Annotated in this window: 14 protein-coding genes; 9 read left to right on the top strand and 5 right to left on the bottom strand. The window is 60.8% G+C overall.

Annotation, left to right across the window (positions count from 1 at the left end; genetic code table 11):
* Nucleotides 1-10: 10 nt before the first annotated feature.
* A complete protein-coding gene (locus DW49_RS0111700) occupies nucleotides 11-1,426 on the top strand; it encodes a lipid II flippase MurJ (RefSeq protein ID WP_024420017.1) in 1,416 nt (471 codons plus the stop codon).
* On the opposite strand, the gene DW49_RS0111695 is transcribed toward DW49_RS0111700, so the two are convergent.
* The gene (locus DW49_RS0111695; RefSeq protein WP_024420018.1) at nucleotides 1,360-2,313 is read right to left on the bottom strand and encodes a LysR family transcriptional regulator; all 954 of its coding nucleotides are present in this window, start codon (nucleotides 2,311-2,313) and stop codon (nucleotides 1,360-1,362) included. The genes DW49_RS0111700 and DW49_RS0111695 overlap by 67 nt on opposite strands.
* 124 nt (nucleotides 2,314-2,437) lie before the next feature.
* On the opposite strand from DW49_RS0111695, the gene DW49_RS0111690 reads away from it, so the two are divergent.
* The 6 genes from DW49_RS0111690 to DW49_RS1000000133100 all read left to right on the top strand — a co-directional run bounded on the left by DW49_RS0111690 (nucleotide 2,438) and on the right by DW49_RS1000000133100 (nucleotide 7,551).
* A complete protein-coding gene (locus DW49_RS0111690; RefSeq protein WP_024420019.1) occupies nucleotides 2,438-3,598 on the top strand; it encodes a TDT family transporter in 1,161 nt (386 codons plus the stop codon).
* 64 nt (nucleotides 3,599-3,662) lie between these two features.
* On the top strand, nucleotides 3,663-4,580 hold the full coding sequence (locus DW49_RS0111685; protein WP_005619288.1) for an EthD domain-containing protein: 918 nt from the start codon (nucleotides 3,663-3,665) through the stop codon (nucleotides 4,578-4,580).
* A gap of 93 nt (nucleotides 4,581-4,673) precedes the next feature.
* Nucleotides 4,674-4,985, top strand: coding sequence for a DUF7693 family protein (locus DW49_RS0111680; protein WP_005619291.1), 312 nt, complete (start codon nucleotides 4,674-4,676; stop codon nucleotides 4,983-4,985).
* Between the two features lie 236 nt (nucleotides 4,986-5,221).
* Nucleotides 5,222-6,439, top strand: coding sequence for an aldose 1-epimerase family protein (locus DW49_RS0111675; protein ID WP_005619293.1), 1,218 nt, complete (start codon nucleotides 5,222-5,224; stop codon nucleotides 6,437-6,439).
* A gap of 165 nt (nucleotides 6,440-6,604) precedes the next feature.
* Nucleotides 6,605-7,282 (top strand): type 1 glutamine amidotransferase domain-containing protein, encoded by a 678-nt coding sequence (locus tag DW49_RS0111670; protein ID WP_003378111.1) that lies wholly within the window; start codon nucleotides 6,605-6,607, stop codon nucleotides 7,280-7,282.
* 119 nt (nucleotides 7,283-7,401) lie between these two features.
* Complete coding sequence (locus tag DW49_RS1000000133100; protein WP_005619301.1) at nucleotides 7,402-7,551, top strand: hypothetical protein; 150 nt, start codon at nucleotides 7,402-7,404, stop codon at nucleotides 7,549-7,551.
* A gap of 322 nt (nucleotides 7,552-7,873) precedes the next feature.
* Here the strand turns inward: DW49_RS1000000133100 and DW49_RS0111660 are convergent, their stop codons facing one another.
* Together DW49_RS0111660 and DW49_RS0111655 are read right to left on the bottom strand one after the other, a co-directional pair.
* Entirely contained in the window at nucleotides 7,874-8,809 is a 936-nt protein-coding gene (locus tag DW49_RS0111660) for a LysR family transcriptional regulator (protein WP_005619303.1), read from the bottom strand.
* Nucleotides 8,810-8,902: 93 nt separating this feature from the next.
* The gene (locus tag DW49_RS0111655; RefSeq protein ID WP_005619305.1) at nucleotides 8,903-10,003 is read right to left on the bottom strand and encodes an MBL fold metallo-hydrolase; all 1,101 of its coding nucleotides are present in this window, start codon (nucleotides 10,001-10,003) and stop codon (nucleotides 8,903-8,905) included.
* Between the two features lie 195 nt (nucleotides 10,004-10,198).
* On the opposite strand from DW49_RS0111655, the gene DW49_RS0111650 reads away from it, so the two are divergent.
* The gene (locus DW49_RS0111650) at nucleotides 10,199-10,813 is read left to right on the top strand and encodes a TetR/AcrR family transcriptional regulator (RefSeq protein WP_005619307.1); all 615 of its coding nucleotides are present in this window, start codon (nucleotides 10,199-10,201) and stop codon (nucleotides 10,811-10,813) included.
* Nucleotides 10,814-10,825: 12 nt separating this feature from the next.
* Here DW49_RS0111650 and fahA read toward each other — a convergent pair whose 3' ends face one another.
* Together fahA and hmgA are read right to left on the bottom strand one after the other, a co-directional pair.
* Complete coding sequence (gene fahA / locus DW49_RS0111645) at nucleotides 10,826-12,121, bottom strand: fumarylacetoacetase (RefSeq protein ID WP_005619308.1); 1,296 nt, start codon at nucleotides 12,119-12,121, stop codon at nucleotides 10,826-10,828.
* Nucleotides 12,121-13,425: a homogentisate 1,2-dioxygenase gene (hmgA, locus tag DW49_RS0111640; RefSeq protein WP_005619309.1), complete on the bottom strand. Its 1,305-nt coding sequence runs from the start codon at nucleotides 13,423-13,425 to the stop codon at nucleotides 12,121-12,123. Before hmgA ends, fahA begins: the two co-directional genes overlap by 1 nt.
* A gap of 122 nt (nucleotides 13,426-13,547) precedes the next feature.
* On the opposite strand from hmgA, the gene DW49_RS0111635 reads away from it, so the two are divergent.
* Nucleotides 13,548-14,345, top strand: coding sequence for an IclR family transcriptional regulator (locus DW49_RS0111635; RefSeq protein ID WP_029768452.1), 798 nt, complete (start codon nucleotides 13,548-13,550; stop codon nucleotides 14,343-14,345).
* The last annotated feature ends 253 nt before the right edge of the window (nucleotides 14,346-14,598 follow it).

The raw sequence follows: 14,598 nt of genomic DNA, 5'->3' as shown, positions 1-14,598 counted from the left end.
GGCGCAGGCGATGCTTGGCTCGACACTCTGGCTGACACTGGCCACCCTCACCGGCCTGGCAGCCGGTTTTGCCCGTGAATGGCTGCTGGTGGCGGCCTGGGGTGCGGGGGGCCAGAGCGATGCCTTTCTGGTCTCGATGTTTGTGCCCGAGGCGCTGCGCATGTCGCTCGCAGCGGGGTTGCTCAGCGCTGCCGCATTGCCGCTGTACCAGCAACGCTCGGCCGAGCGGCAGCAGCGCTGGCTGGCAGGCATGGCCCCGCGCCTGCTGCTGACCGGCGTGGCAGTGAGCATCGCGCTGGCGGCGGGTGCCGGAATACTGGTCCGTCTGATCGGGCCGGGGCTGGATGCCGAGGGCTACGCCCAGGCTGCCAGCGGCCTGCACTGGCTGGCGTGGTGCGCACCCGGCTTTCTGTTACACGCGCTGTTCTGCGTGCCGTTGCAGGCGCGTTCGCGGTTTGTCCTGGCCGGTTTGGGTTCGCTGCTGTTCAATTTACCACCGGTGGTCTATCTCGCCACTTTTGGTCACGCGTCCACATCGGTGGGCGTGGCCAGTGCCTGTGTACTGGGCAGCGTGCTGATGCCGAGCGTGTTGTTACCGGCGCTGTACCGTTCAGGCTGGCGACCCTGCCAGTGGCAATCGGAAGCCGGTGCCGTGCGTGAGCTGTTGCAACGCATCGGGCCACTGCTGAGCAGCAACCTGGCCAGCCAGGGGCTTGCCCTGCTTGAGCGAATGGTCGCTTCGCTGCTCGGTGAAGGCGCAGTGACCTGGGTCAATCTGGCGCGCAAGCTGATCAACCTGCCGTTGATCGCGCTGATGAGCCTGAATCAGGTACTGCTGGGGCTGATGAGCGGCAGCGCGGGTGATCAGCGCCTGTCCCTGTTGAGGCGCGGGCTGGGCAGCGCCACGCTGCTGACCTTGCCCGCCGTGGCCGGTTTGATTGGCGCGGCGGGTGCGCTGGTCACGCTGCTGTTGCCCAATCAGACCCACGACGGTCCGTTGCCGGGGCTGCTGGCCTGGTTCGCCGTGCCGCTGATGTTCGGTGCCTGGAACGCCCTGCTGGCGCGCTATGCCTACGCGGCCGCTGACACGCGCCTGCCGCTCAACTGCGAACTGATCGGCAGCCTGTGCAACGCGCTGTTGCTCGGCACATTGCCCTTTGTGTTCGGCCTGACCGGCATCGCCATCGCCGCACTGGGCGGCGCACTGGTCACCGGTGTGCTGCTGATGCGCCGGCAGTCGTTGCTGAGCGTTTTGCCGTGGCGCAGTCATTGGGCGCTGGGCAGCCTGCTGATGGCGATCGCCGCCCTTTTGCTGCACCCGCTGCAAAACACCTGGCTGCAACTGGGCTTGAGCTGCTTTTATGGTGTGGTGCTGCTGGTCGGTCTGGCGTTGTGGCTCAAGCCGTGGCGCAACGTGGCCGCCTGATCGGTGGCCTGGCGACAGGCTTGCCGGAAACGCTCCAGGCTCGGCGAAATGAACTTGTCGCGGTGCCGGATCATGAAAAAGCGCCGATTCAACGGCGGTAACGGGCTGGCAAGCGCTTTTAACTGCCCGCTCGCCAGCAAGTCAGCCGCCACCCGACGGGACAGGCAACTGATGCCGATGCCCTGAGCCAGGGTGCGCTTTATCGCCTCGGAGCTGCCTATCTCGCGCAGGTCTTGCAGATCATGCAAGTGCCTGAGCAACAGGTGTTCGACTTCTTCGCGGGTGCCTGAACCCGGCTCGCGCAACAGCCATTCCGCGTCCTGCAACTCACCCAGCGATACCTGTTTCTGGCGGGCCAGAGGGTGATTGATGCCAGCAACAATGACCATCTCATCGACACTCCACGGCTCGGCGATCAGTTCCGGAAGGTGACAGGGTGCCTCGATCAGCCCCATGTCGATCTCGAACCGGGCGACCTTGCGAGCGATCAGCGCACTGTTGCAGATGTCCACGTCCACCCGCAGCAAGGGTGCCGATTCGCGCAGTGCGCCGACAATTGACGGCAGCTCGTAATTGCCGATGGTGCTGCTACTGCCGATTCGCAAGCGTGCGTTCAACGTGGTGTCGGGCAATAGAAAGCTGTCTTCGATCTGCTGGGCGTTTTCGAGCATTTTCATGGCGCGCGGTAATAAGCTCTGGCCGCTGTCGTTGAGTACCAGGCGCTTGCCCACCCGGTCAAACAGGCGGGTGCCCAGCGCGCTTTCCAGTTCATTGAGCGCCGCACTGGTTGCCGATTGGGACAACGCCAGTGCATTGCCAGCGCTGGTGGTGCTGCCAAAGCGGGTGATCGCACAGAAAATCTGCAGCTGACGCAGGTTGAGCCTCACGCCTGAACTCCGAAAAAACCTACCTGAAAATCAGGTAACAAGTATCGAGACTACCCGTTTAGAGAATTGATTGTCGACCCTTACACTGATGGCAGATTCCACCGCCACCCAGCAGGACAACGTCATGAGCCGCTTCGCCACTGTCATCACGCGTAACGCGCCCTTCACCGCTTTGGCAAGCCCACGGGAAGCCGTCCGTCAATTCACGCCCAACTGGTTCGCCGTCACCATGGGCACCGGCATTCTGTCGCTGGCACTCGCCCAACTGCCAGGGAATGTGGCCGTGTTGCGCGACGCAGGTGAAGCGCTGTGGTTTCTCAATGTCGCGCTGTTCGCCCTGTTCAGCGTGATGTACGCGAGCCGCTGGCTGCTGTTTTTCGACGAGGCGCGGCAGATCTTTGGCCATTCGACGGTCTCGATGTTCTTCGGCACCATCCCCATGGGCCTGGCAACCCTTATCAATGGCCTGCTGGTGTTCGGACCGGCGCGCTGGGGCGATGCAGTGGTGCCGGTCGCCGAAGCCCTGTGGTGGCTGGACGTGGCGATGGCATTGGCTTGTGGCGTACTGATCCCGTTCATGATGTTCACCCGTCAGGAGCACAGCATTGAAAAGATGACCGCTGTGTGGCTGTTGCCTGTGGTCGCGGCAGAAGTTGCAGCGGCCTGCGGTGGTTCACTGACCGCGCATCTTGCAACCACAAACGCGCAGTTCACCGTGCTGATCACCAGCTATGTGCTGTGGGCCTATTCGGTGCCCGTGGCGCTGAGCATTCTGGTCATTCTGCTGCTGCGGCTGGCGCTGCACAAACTGCCCCACGAGAGCATGGCGGCGTCGAGCTGGCTGGCACTCGGGCCGATCGGTACGGGCGCACTGGGCATGCTGGTGATGGGCAGCGACGCCCCGGCGATCTTTGCCGCGCACGGGCTGGCGTCGGTCGGGACCGTGGCGGCAGGCGTGGGCGTGATTGTCGGTATGCTTTTCTGGGGGCTGGGCCTGTGGTGGATGGCGCTGGCCGGGCTGATCACGCTGCGTTATTTCAAGCAGGGCCTGGCGTTCAATCTGGGCTGGTGGGCCTTTACCTTTCCGCTCGGCGTGTATGCATTGGCAACTCTCAAGCTTGGCGCGACATTGAACCTGAGTTTTTTCGATGTGTTCGGCGTGGGCCTGGTCGCGATGCTGGCCGTCATGTGGTCGATTGTGGCAGTGCATACCCTGGCGGGCGCGTATCGGGGTCATCTGTTCGTTTCGCCTTGCATTGCTGCACGAGCATGTGCCCGCCGGTAAATCTCCTTGAACTTACGTTCCCGGCGAGACGCCTGAGGTAGACACCTTCAGGATAGAGAGCCCCATGCACAACTCAGCGTTCACTGGCAGCTACGGCACTCGAGACCAGAACATCGTCATCAATTCCTACACCACCGTGCTGCGCAAGAACGGCGTGCCTCACGAGTTGTTTGCTACTTACTGGCGAGATGTCCACGGCCCGTTGTGCGCCCGTCTTCCGGGGTTGGGCTGGTACGTGCAGCACCACCTGAGCCGCGAAAAGGACGGTCACCTGTGGCCGATCATCGAGGGCGTCAGGCCTCTGGAGGGTTACGTACTGGATGGCGGCGTGGAAATCGGCTTTTTGTCTGCCGCAGACCAGACGCAATTCAAGGACGCCAGTTCTCTGCTGTTCTCCGACGAGCAAAACATGTTCGAAGAAACCATCGCCTACGATGTGCCGGACGGTTCCAGCACGCTGGTGGATCGCCTGGCCAACCCGATCCCCAATGAAACAGCCACGCTGGACAAAATGCACCTGCATTTCCACCTCGACGGCAACAATCTGCCCGCTGCCCGCGACGCGGTAGAAAAGCTCGCACGCGAGATGGCCAGTTCCGATGCAGTGCTCAAGCTGCGCCTGCACCTGGCGCAACCCTATGACAACGCAGAGCCTGCACCGCCTGCGCCAGGGGTTGATCACGAGGTCGAAGCATCGCGGCTGAATATCGTCATGATGGAACTGGTTTTCGAGTCGGCCTGGGCACGTCGCACCTATTATGCTGGCGAACATTTCAAGGCGATCACCGAAGGGATCAGCAAGCACGTGCACCATGTCACGCCGTTTGGCGTCAGCGGTGTCTACACCTACGTGCGCGATGCGCTCATGACCACCGCGGGCATACGTGGCAGCCGGCAGGCCGAGCTGATCCGCCAACTGGGGGCGATCAACCAGACCCGGCCCGAGGTCGAAAACCTGTTTGGTGCAGCGGCGAAATCCTGATGGTTTTTCAGCCGGTTTGAATGACTCATTAACCTTATCGGGCTCAGGGCAAAATCGTGCTTTACTCCATGCAAATGCAACCGGGCGAATTCGATGAGAACCCTGACCACGCGTGAGGTTTACCAGCAACTGCGGGATGCGGCGATGGGCACAAGGTCACTGCGGCTGATCGGCGAAGCCTCTGACTCGGGGTTGCAGCAGGTCGACATAGAAGGCTGGCTAATCACCCTGGAAATAACCGACAGCAGCCCGACCCGTTGCCGATATTGTTGCTGCCCACAAGGCCGGGAAGGCTCGTTCGAGAGTTGGCTGCGTACTGACCCGGTCAGCTTGCTCAGTGGCTGGGAGCACGCGCAGATCGAGCGGCTGCTGGGCGAGGCTGGTGCCGGCCAGATGCCGGGGTGAGTACGCCTCAAGCTTTCGCGAGCAATGCGGATCGCCGCCCCGGTCGCTCCCACAGAGGCCGGTGCAGTCGCTGAATATTTCGTGTACCAATCCGTCCGCTTTCGCGAGCATGATCGCCCCCACAGAGGCCAGTGCAATCGCTGAATATCGCGCAGTTGCTGAATCGTTTAACTGGGCGTTAAATAGGCGCTCAGACGCAACACCATAATTCCAATAATTTCAGAAGGACCACCGCCATGAAATCCCTTCCCCTGCTCGTAGGCCTCGGCGCGTTGACCGCCGCTTCCAGTGTTTTTGCCTGGGATTACGTGCTGCTCGACACCGACAAGGCTGCGCAGAACCAGCAGATCACCAGTCAGCAACTGGGCGTCAAGACCGACAAGCCATTCACCATCACCCTGCGCACCCTGCACGGTGGTCGTCAGGAAGGCGTGAGCATCATCGATATCGATAACGGCACCATGAAGCTTTCGGTGGTGCCGACCCGTGGCATGAACGTGCTGCAGGCGTCGGTGGGCGATGTGCGCATGGGCTGGGATTCGCCGGTCAAGGATGTGGTCAACCCGGCGTTCATCGAGCTCAATGGCCGTGGCGGACTGGGCTGGCTGGAAGGCTTCAACGAACTGGTCGCCCGCTGCGGCTACGAGTGGGTCGGTCATCCGGGCATGGACAATGGCGAGTTGCTGACCCTGCACGGTCGCGCGGCCAACATTCCGGCCAGCAAGGTCACGCTGCAGATCGACGAAAAACCGCCGTATGCGATCCGCCTCAAGGGTGAGCTGAAGGAACAGGCATTCAAGAAAGTCGATTTCTCGGTGCAGACCGAACTGGTCACCGAGCCCGGCAGCACGAGCTTTTCGCTCAACGATACGCTGACCAACAACGGCGATTATCCGAAGGAATACCAGGCGCTCTACCACAGCAACTTCAGCACGCCGTTCCTGGAACAAGGCGCGCGTTTTGAAGCGCCGGTCAAACAGGTCTCGCCGTTCAACGAGAAGGCCAAGGGTGATCTGGGCGACTGGCAGACTTACCGCGCACCGACGCCGGACTACGACGAAACCGTCTACAACATCGTGCCTTATGGCGACGCCAAGGGCGACACCGTCACCGTGCTGCACAACAAGGCCGGCAACCTCGGCGTAGCGGTCGGCTTCAATACACAGCAGCTGCCGGTGTTCTCGCTGTGGAAAAACACCGACACCAAAGGCCAGGGTTACGTAACCGGGCTGGAGCCAGGCACCAGTTTCTCCTACAACCGCCGCTTTCAGCGCCCACTGAACCTGGTGCCGACCATCGCGCCCAAAGAACAACGTCAGTTCCAGATCACCTACAGCCTGCTGGCTGACAAGGGAGCTGTCGACAAGACGCTGGGGCAGATCAAGCGCATTCAGGACGGTCGCGAGACCGAAGTGCGCAAAGAGCCGTTGGTGAACCTGACCAAAGAGCAATGATCCATCACTGAAACTTTCAGCGCTGCTTGCTGAACAAGGCCGGGCCTCGACGTACGCCAATACGTCGACATCCGGCCTTGTTTCGTTTGGGCTGTAAAGTTTCTGATAACTCCTGGGGCTTTTGCCTGTCTACACCCTCTCAACCCTTCAACAACGAGCGTGCATATGAAAATCCTGATGGTTCTGACTTCCCATGACCAACTGGGCGACACCGGCAAGAAAACCGGTTTCTGGCTCGAAGAGTTTGCTGCGCCGTACTACGTGTTCAAGGATGCCGGCGCCGAAGTCACGCTGGTTTCGCCTGCTGGCGGTCAACCGCCGCTTGACCCGAAAAGCGATGAGCCTGACGCACAGACCGCTGAAACCGAGCGTTTCGCCAAAGACGCCGATGCTCAGAAAGTGCTGGCCAATACTGGCCTTCTCGCCGAAGTCAACGCTGCCGATTTCGACGCCGTGTTTTATCCGGGCGGCCATGGCCCACTATGGGACCTGGCAGAAGACCAGCATTCCATCGCTCTGATCGAAGCATTCGCCAAGGCTGACAAGCCGCATGGCCTGGTGTGCCACGCGCCCGGCGTGCTGCGTAAAGTCAAAGCACAAAATGGCGAGCCGCTGGTCAAGGGCCGTCGCGTTACCGGCTTTACCAACAGCGAAGAAGAAGCCGTTGGCCTGACCGACGTGGTGCCGTTTCTGGTCGAAGATGCACTCAAGGAATTGGGCGGCGACTACTCCAAGGGCGATGACTGGAGCGTTTACGTGCTGACCGACGGCAAGCTGGTCACCGGGCAAAACCCGGCCAGCTCTGCGCAGGCGGCCAAAGATGTACTGACCTTGCTGAGCTGATGCGTTTTGCGCGGTTCGGTGTCTGAAAATACCGTACCGGACCGCGCGTCATATAAATCGAATCTTGCTGATCCCCTACTGACCAATATTCAGACAGCCTACCTATCTGGAGAACGGTCATGAAAGATGAATCCAAACGCGAAGACCTTGATCACAAACCGGAAAACGCCGGCAAAGTAGGCGAAAAGAACAAAGCGCTCAACCAGCAGGGCGAACAACCCCGGCCTGCTACCTCACCTGATCCGCAGAAAGACAAGTCCGGTAGTTGAGCACTGGTCGCTATGCACAAGTCCCGAAGAGCTCAGAGAACGGCTTCTGCCCGAAGGGCGTGGGAGCGGGCTTGTCTGCGAAGGGCTGCGAAGCGGACCTGAAACCGGTGACCTCGGTTGTGTCCGATGTACCGTATGTATAGATTTTGTTGCCGGTGCCCGGCAGTTCGCGGACAAGTCCGCTCCTACAAAAAACAAGAGGTCGCGGACAAGCGAAGCGTCGCCCGGTCCGCTCCCACACAAGCGACGTGTCGCCCGATCCCTCGGCCTGCGGCTGAAATCAAAAACAGATGTGTGTACCACCACGAGCGCGACGCACAGCTCAAAGCAACCCGCGCTCGGCGCACACCTTCACGATCTGCTCACGCAGCCAGCCACTGGCCTCGGCCTGATCGGCGTTTTCGCTCCAGACCATGTCCAGGCTGAAACCCGGCAGGTCGGGCGGCAGCTCGAAAACGGATATCCACGGCTCGTTACCCAGCAGGGTCTGGATGCGCCGTGGCAGCACCAGAATGAGATCGGTGCCTTCCAGCAATTGCAGCGCCGCACGGTAACTGTCGGCACGGGTGACGATGTCCCGCGACAGCCCCTGCCCCTGCAACCAGCCGTCGACGATATTGGTGTCGGATGTCCACGGTGTCGGGTACACGTGGCGACGCTGGGTGAACGTCTGCGTGTCGATCAATGCGCTCAGCGGCGCAAATCGCGTGTCCATGACACAGACCAGGTCATCTTCAAGCAATACCTGCGAAACAAGGCTGTCTGGCAGGCGATGAAACCCGGGGCCAAAACACAGGGCCAGATCGACGCGACCATCGCTCAGCGACTCGGCCGGCAGTTGTTTGTCCAGTTTCTGCAGATTAACCGTGACCGAGAACCCGGCAGTCGCAAAGTCACGCAGCAAATGCGGCAATACCAGCAGCTCGAAATACTCGGGAGCGCAGACGGTGAACGTGGTGTGCCTGCGGGTCGGGTCAAACAGGTTCAGGCCGTCATGACACAGATTGACCCGCTGCAGAATCTGCTGCACGTGGTCGTGCATCGCCAGCGCCTTGCGGGTCGGGCGCATGCCGTTGCGGGTGCAGATGAACAGGTCATCCTCGAAATTGGCACGCAGCTTTTTCAGGCAGTAACTGACCGTCGACTGGCTGACATGCAGCGCCTCCGCAACCAGCGTCAGGTTGCGCTGCTCATACACCGAGACAAAGACCATCAGGTCCTGCATGTCCAGCTTTCTCAGGGCATTACTGTTGAGCATCGAGGCATCTCGCTGGCGCTGCGACCGGCCGAGCAGGTCTGCGCGAGAAAGATAGCATCAAAATGCAATCAAGCAGCGCCTCGTCCGACGATATCAGGCATTTTGCCGACGGCAGTTACAGGACCGTTCGCCACTCGCCGGATGCGCCTGGGTTGACTCGGGCGCGACCGCTTCATCGACCCCCAGCCACCAGGTCATTGCGCGACACGGGTATTGCAGATAGAACGGCTGGCCCATCATCGGCGTGGTGATCGACACATTCTGCTCCCAGGCCAGGGCCAGAATTCGGTCGAACGGTTCGTGCCAGGCGTGCATCGCCAGGTCGAAGGTGCCGTTATGAATCGGCAGCAGCCAGCGACCGCGCAGGTCCAGGTGGGCTTGCAGGGTCTGCTCTGGCTGCATATGCACCTGCGGCCATTCGACGTTGTAGGCACCGGTTTCCATCAGGGTCAGGTCGAACGGCCCGTACTGCTCACCGATGGTCTTGAAGCCGTCGAAGTAGCCGCTGTCACCGCTGAAAAAGATCCGCTGATCGTCGTCGATCATCACCCAGGAGGCCCACAAGCTGCGGTTGCTGTCGCGCAGGGTGCGTCCGGAAAAATGCTGCGAAGGCGTGGCGACGAATGTTATGCCCGCCACTTCTGTGGACTGCCACCAGTCCAGTTGCTGCACCTTGTGCGCAGGCACGCCCCATTCGATCAGCTTGTCGCCCACGCCCAACGGTGCGAGGAAGTGCTCGGTCTTGTCGACCAGTGCCTTGATGGCCATGTGGTCAAGATGATCGTAATGGTTGTGCGAGAGGATCACGCCAGTGATCGGCGGCAGTTCTTCAAGGCTGATCGGCGGCTGGTGAAAGCGCTGCGGCCCGGCCCATTGCACCGGCGAAGCACGCTCGGCAAACACCGGGTCGGTCAGCCAGAACCGGTTGCGCAACTTGAGCAGCACGGTCGAATGCCCCAGGCGATACACGGTGTTGTTCGGTGCTGCGAGCAATTGCTGACGCGACAGCGGCTGTACCGGGATATCTCCCGCCGGGCGCGTGTCCTTGGGCTTGTTGAAGGCCTGATCCCAGAAGATGCCGAGCATGCGAAAAAAGCCCAATGGTTTCATGGGCGTGTGATTCTGATAGCGCCCTTCGTGACGAGACAAGACAGGCAGTGAAGAGACATCCTTTTTCGGGTGTGTCGAGGCCATGATTTGCTGACTCCTGGGGACAGGTTGAGGCTCCAGCCGTGCATACTTTGTACGTGAATCCCGTTGCAGGATGTCCGATGAAAAATATGTAACAGTGTTTTACACTACACGGTATAGTTTTAAGCTTGCATGATCCTTGGCGACAAGTAAACTGCCGAGTGTAATTTTCTCTAAACACACGTTTGAAGCGAACCTATGACCGAACCCATGCGCCTCACCGATCAGAAACGCGAGTCCATCGTCCAGGCGGCCATTGCCGAGTTTGGCGATCGTGGTTTCGAGATCACCAGCATGGACCGTATCGCCGCACGGGCACAGGTTTCCAAACGCACGGTGTACAACCACTTTCCCAGCAAGGAAGAACTGTTCGCCGAAATGCTTCAGCGCCTGTGGAACTGCGCTCCGCCGCAATCGGAGGTGGTTTATCGCCCGCACGTCGGCCTGCGCGAGCAACTGCTGGAATTGCTCTGGGGCAAAATACGCAACCTCACTGACAGCAGTTTTCTGGACCTTGCGCGGGTAGTGGTAGGTGCCACGATACACTCGCCGGAACGTGCTCAGGTGTGGATGGCACGCATCAACGAGCGCGAAGAAACCTTCAGCGCCTGGATTCGCGCCGCGCAAAAGGACGGCCGCCTGAAAGCGGTCGATCCAGGCTTTGCAGCGACGCAGATGCACGCCCTGCTCAAGTCGTTCGCGTTCTGGCCGCAAGTGACCTTCAATGCCGCATTGCTCACCCCGCAAGAACAGAGCAATGTGGTCGAGTCAGCCCTGAACATGTTCCTCGGCTGGTACGAAATACCCGGTTGACCGAGCAATCGCTCAACCCGTCACCCTGCCCCGGCACTCGCCAAAGCCAATCGATACCTGCCCTTCGCGATGACACCGGGCACGCAGAATCACCTCGTCGCCGTTCTCCAGAAACGTTCGTGTTTCACCACCGGGTAACGTCACGGACTGTTTGCCGCCCTCGGTCATTTCCAGCAGGCTGCCGAACTGGCCCGCCTGGGGGCCGGACAACGTGCCGGTGCCGAGCAGATCGCCCGCTTGCAGCTTGCAGCCGTTGACGCTGTGATGCGCAACCATCTGCGCGACGGTCCAGTACATGTTCAATGAGTTGCTCAAGCCCAGTCGATGAGGCGCCAGCCTCTGGGTTTTCATCCGTTTGGTAAGCAGCAAGACCTCCAGCTCGATGTCCAGCGCCCCGCGCAGTTGATCGTTCTGGTCAGACAGGTACGGCAGCGGCTGCGGATCGCCCTCCGGTCGCGGCGGCTGAGGGCTGCGAAACGGTTCGAGGGCTTCGGCGGTGATCACCCAGGGCGAAATCGTAGTGGCGAAACTCTTGGACAGAAACGGGCCCAGCGGCTGGTATTCCCAGGCCTGAATGTCACGCGCCGACCAGTCGTTGAGCAGGCAAAAACCGGCGATGTGCTCGGCTGCGCGATCAATGCCGATGGCGTCGCCCTGCGCGTTGCCTGGCCCGATCCATACGCCCAGCTCCAGCTCGTAATCCAGTCGTTTGCAAGAGCCCAGGGCCGGGGCGTCCTGACCGGGCGCCAGGGTCTGGCCGTTGGGCCGTCTGATGGGTGTGCCGGAAATGCACAGGGTCGAAGCCCGGCCGTGATAGCCGATGGGCACGTACTTGTAGTTGGGCAGCAAGGGGTTGTCCGGGCGGAACAGCTTGCCGACATTCAGCGCATGGTGAATGCCCACATAGAAATCGGTGTAGTCACCGACCTGCGCCGGCAGGTGCATCGTGCACTCGCTCATGGGTAGCAGCACGCCGGTTGTGGCTTGCAGAAGATCGTGTTGCGGGCTGTTTTCATCCAGCAGTTGTAACAAAGCGGTGCGCAATGCCTGCCGGGCTGCCGCGCCCAACGCGAAGAAATCATTGAGCTGATCGCGGCTGGCGACCTCGGCCGCTTGCGCAGCCGGGCCCTGAAAGAACCCGGCGGCCAACGCTGCACGCAGATCAACAATCAGCTCGCCGATGGCCACGCCGCCGCGTAGGCCGGTGTCACCGTGGCTGAACACACCCAGCGGCAGGTTCTGCAGCGGAAAATCGGCGTGACCATTGGCCGACGCGACCCAGCTGCGGCGATGTGAAGAGGCGCTCATCAGAATGATTCCTTGTTGAAAGTTCTGGCCATGCCGTTCCAGCAGGCATCGTAATCGGCCTGCAACTGCGGGCACGCCAGCGCATGCAGGCTGGGGCGCAGCACTTTGCCGGTCTCGAACATGAACGCCATGGTGTTTTCGATCTTGTGCGGTTTCAGGTCGGCAGCGATGGCTTTTTCCGCGGTGACATTATCCGGGCCGTGGGCGCTCATGCAGTTGTGCAGCGACGAGCCACCCGGCATGAAGCCCTCGGCCTTGGCGTCGTAAGCACCGTCGATCAGGCCCATGAATTCGTTCATCAGGTTGCGATGAAACCACGGCGGCCGGAAGGTATTTTCAGCGACCATCCAGCGTGGCGGGAAGATCACGAAATCAATGTTGGCCTGCCCGTGGACGGCACCTGGAGAGGTCAGCACGGTGAAGATCGACGGGTCGGGGTGATCGTAGCTGACCGTACCAATGGTATTGAAACGCCGCAGATCGTACGTGTACGGCACGTTGTTGCCGTGCCAGCCCACCACATCGAACGGCGAGTGTTCCAGTTGCGTCGTCCACAGTTCGCCGAGAAATTTCTGCACCAGTTGCACAGGCTCGTCACGCTCTTCAAACCAGGCCACGGGCGTTAGAAAATCACGCGGGTTGGCCAGACCATTACTGCCGATCGGTCCCAGTTCCGGCAGGCGCAGGGCGCAGCCGTGGTTCTCGCACAGGTAACCCCGAGCGCTGCCGTCGAGCAGTTGCACGCTGAATTTCAGGCCGCGCGGCAGCACAGCGATTTCCAGCGGGCCGATGTCCAGCACACCCAGCTCGGTGACGACTCTGAGTCGCCCCTGTTGCGGCACGATCAGCCATTCTCCGTCAGCGCTGAAAAACGCGCGCTGCATCGACGTATTGGCTGCGTATACATAAACGCTGACGCCCTCGGCCTGATCTGCCGCTGAAGTGCTGGCCAGCGCAATCAGCCCGTCAATGAAATCGACAGGCTCGGCCGGGATATCAAACGCGTTCCAACGCAGTCGATTGGGGTTGATCGGGCCTTGTTCACGGCCAGTGATTTGCCGGTCCATGCGTTGATAGCGCGGATGAGCCGCCGACGGTTTGATGCGGTACAGCCAGGTCCGTCGGGCGTCGCTGCGGGCGACAGTGAAAGCGGTCCCTGAGAACTGCTCGGCATACAGGCCCAGCGGGTGTTTCTGGGGCGAGTTCTGGCCGATCGGCAGGGCGCCAGGCAGCGCCTCGCTGCTGAACTGGTTGGCGAAGCCCGATTGACAGGCCAATGCGTCGAAACTGGAATGAATAGCCATCTGGACCTCTTGTTGTTATTGGGTCACACAGCAATAAATGAAACATCGTAAAACAATTACGCATAACGTAATTTGAGTTTGAAAGCCGGTCAAGCTATAAAGCTGCCTCTCCAGACGGGCGCATGACCATGACTCAAGAAACCGAAAGCCCGGCAGGCGGACGCCAGCAGAAGGTTCAGGCTGCCGAAGTCGGCCTGGGCGTGCTCAAGGCGCTCGCTGAACTGTCGCCCTCCACGTCCCTGTCAAAGCTGGCCGAACATCTGGGCATGCCGCCCAGCAAAGTCCATCGCTACCTGCAGGCGTTGATCGCCAGCGGCTTTGCCGAGCAGGACGCCGTCAACAACCATTACGGGCTGGGCCGCGAGGCGCTGCAGGTCGGGTTGGCGTCGCTGGGCAAGCTGGACGTGCTGAAAGTGTCGGCGCCGTGGCTGGCCAGCCTGCGTGACGAACTCGATCAGACCTGCTTTTTGGCCGTGTGGGGCAACAAAGGCCCGACGGTGGTGTATGTCGAGCCGTCGATGGGCGCGGTGACGCTGGTGACACAAATCGGCTCGGTGCTGCCGTTGCTCAGCTCGTCTACCGGCCTGGTGTTCGACAGCTTTCTGGCTCAGGGTGAAACGGCGCTGCTGCGCGAGCAGGAGACGCCTCGTCTGAGTGCTGATCAGTTGCACGAGGTCGAGCGCCACATCAAGCAGATCCGCAGTACTGGCGTGCATCAGATTCAGGGCATGCTGATGCCGGGCATCAATGCAGCGTCCTCGCCGCTGTTTGCGATGGGCAACAAGCTGGTGGGCGTGATCACCGTGGTCGGGCCGGGGTCGGTGTTGAACGATGAGGCGCAGGGTCAGGCGGCGCGACGTCTTTTGGAAACAGCGACCGCGATCAGTGAGCGTATGGGGGGCAACCACTTGCGCAGCTGAGTCACGACCGTTCTCGCCCCTTGGTTCTGGCGATCATTGTCATGCCTGAGTCTCGTTGGGCGTGGAGAACAGGGCTTCTGCCCGGAGGGCGTGGGAGCTTCAGGAGGTGACGACGGCTGCGATGGGCTGCAAAGCAGCCCTGGAACCGGCGACCTCGGCTGTGTCTGGTACACCGAGGCAGCCGGGTTTGCTGCCGGTTCCCGGCAGATCGCGGACAAGCGAAGCGTTGCCCGGTCTGCTCCTGCAGGAACTC

Source organism: Pseudomonas avellanae BPIC 631, assembly GCF_000444135.1.
Lineage (GTDB): Bacteria > Pseudomonadota > Gammaproteobacteria > Pseudomonadales > Pseudomonadaceae > Aquipseudomonas > Aquipseudomonas avellanae.
The sequence above is the reverse complement of the archived record's forward strand: the minus strand, read 5'-3'. Positions and strand labels throughout refer to the sequence as shown.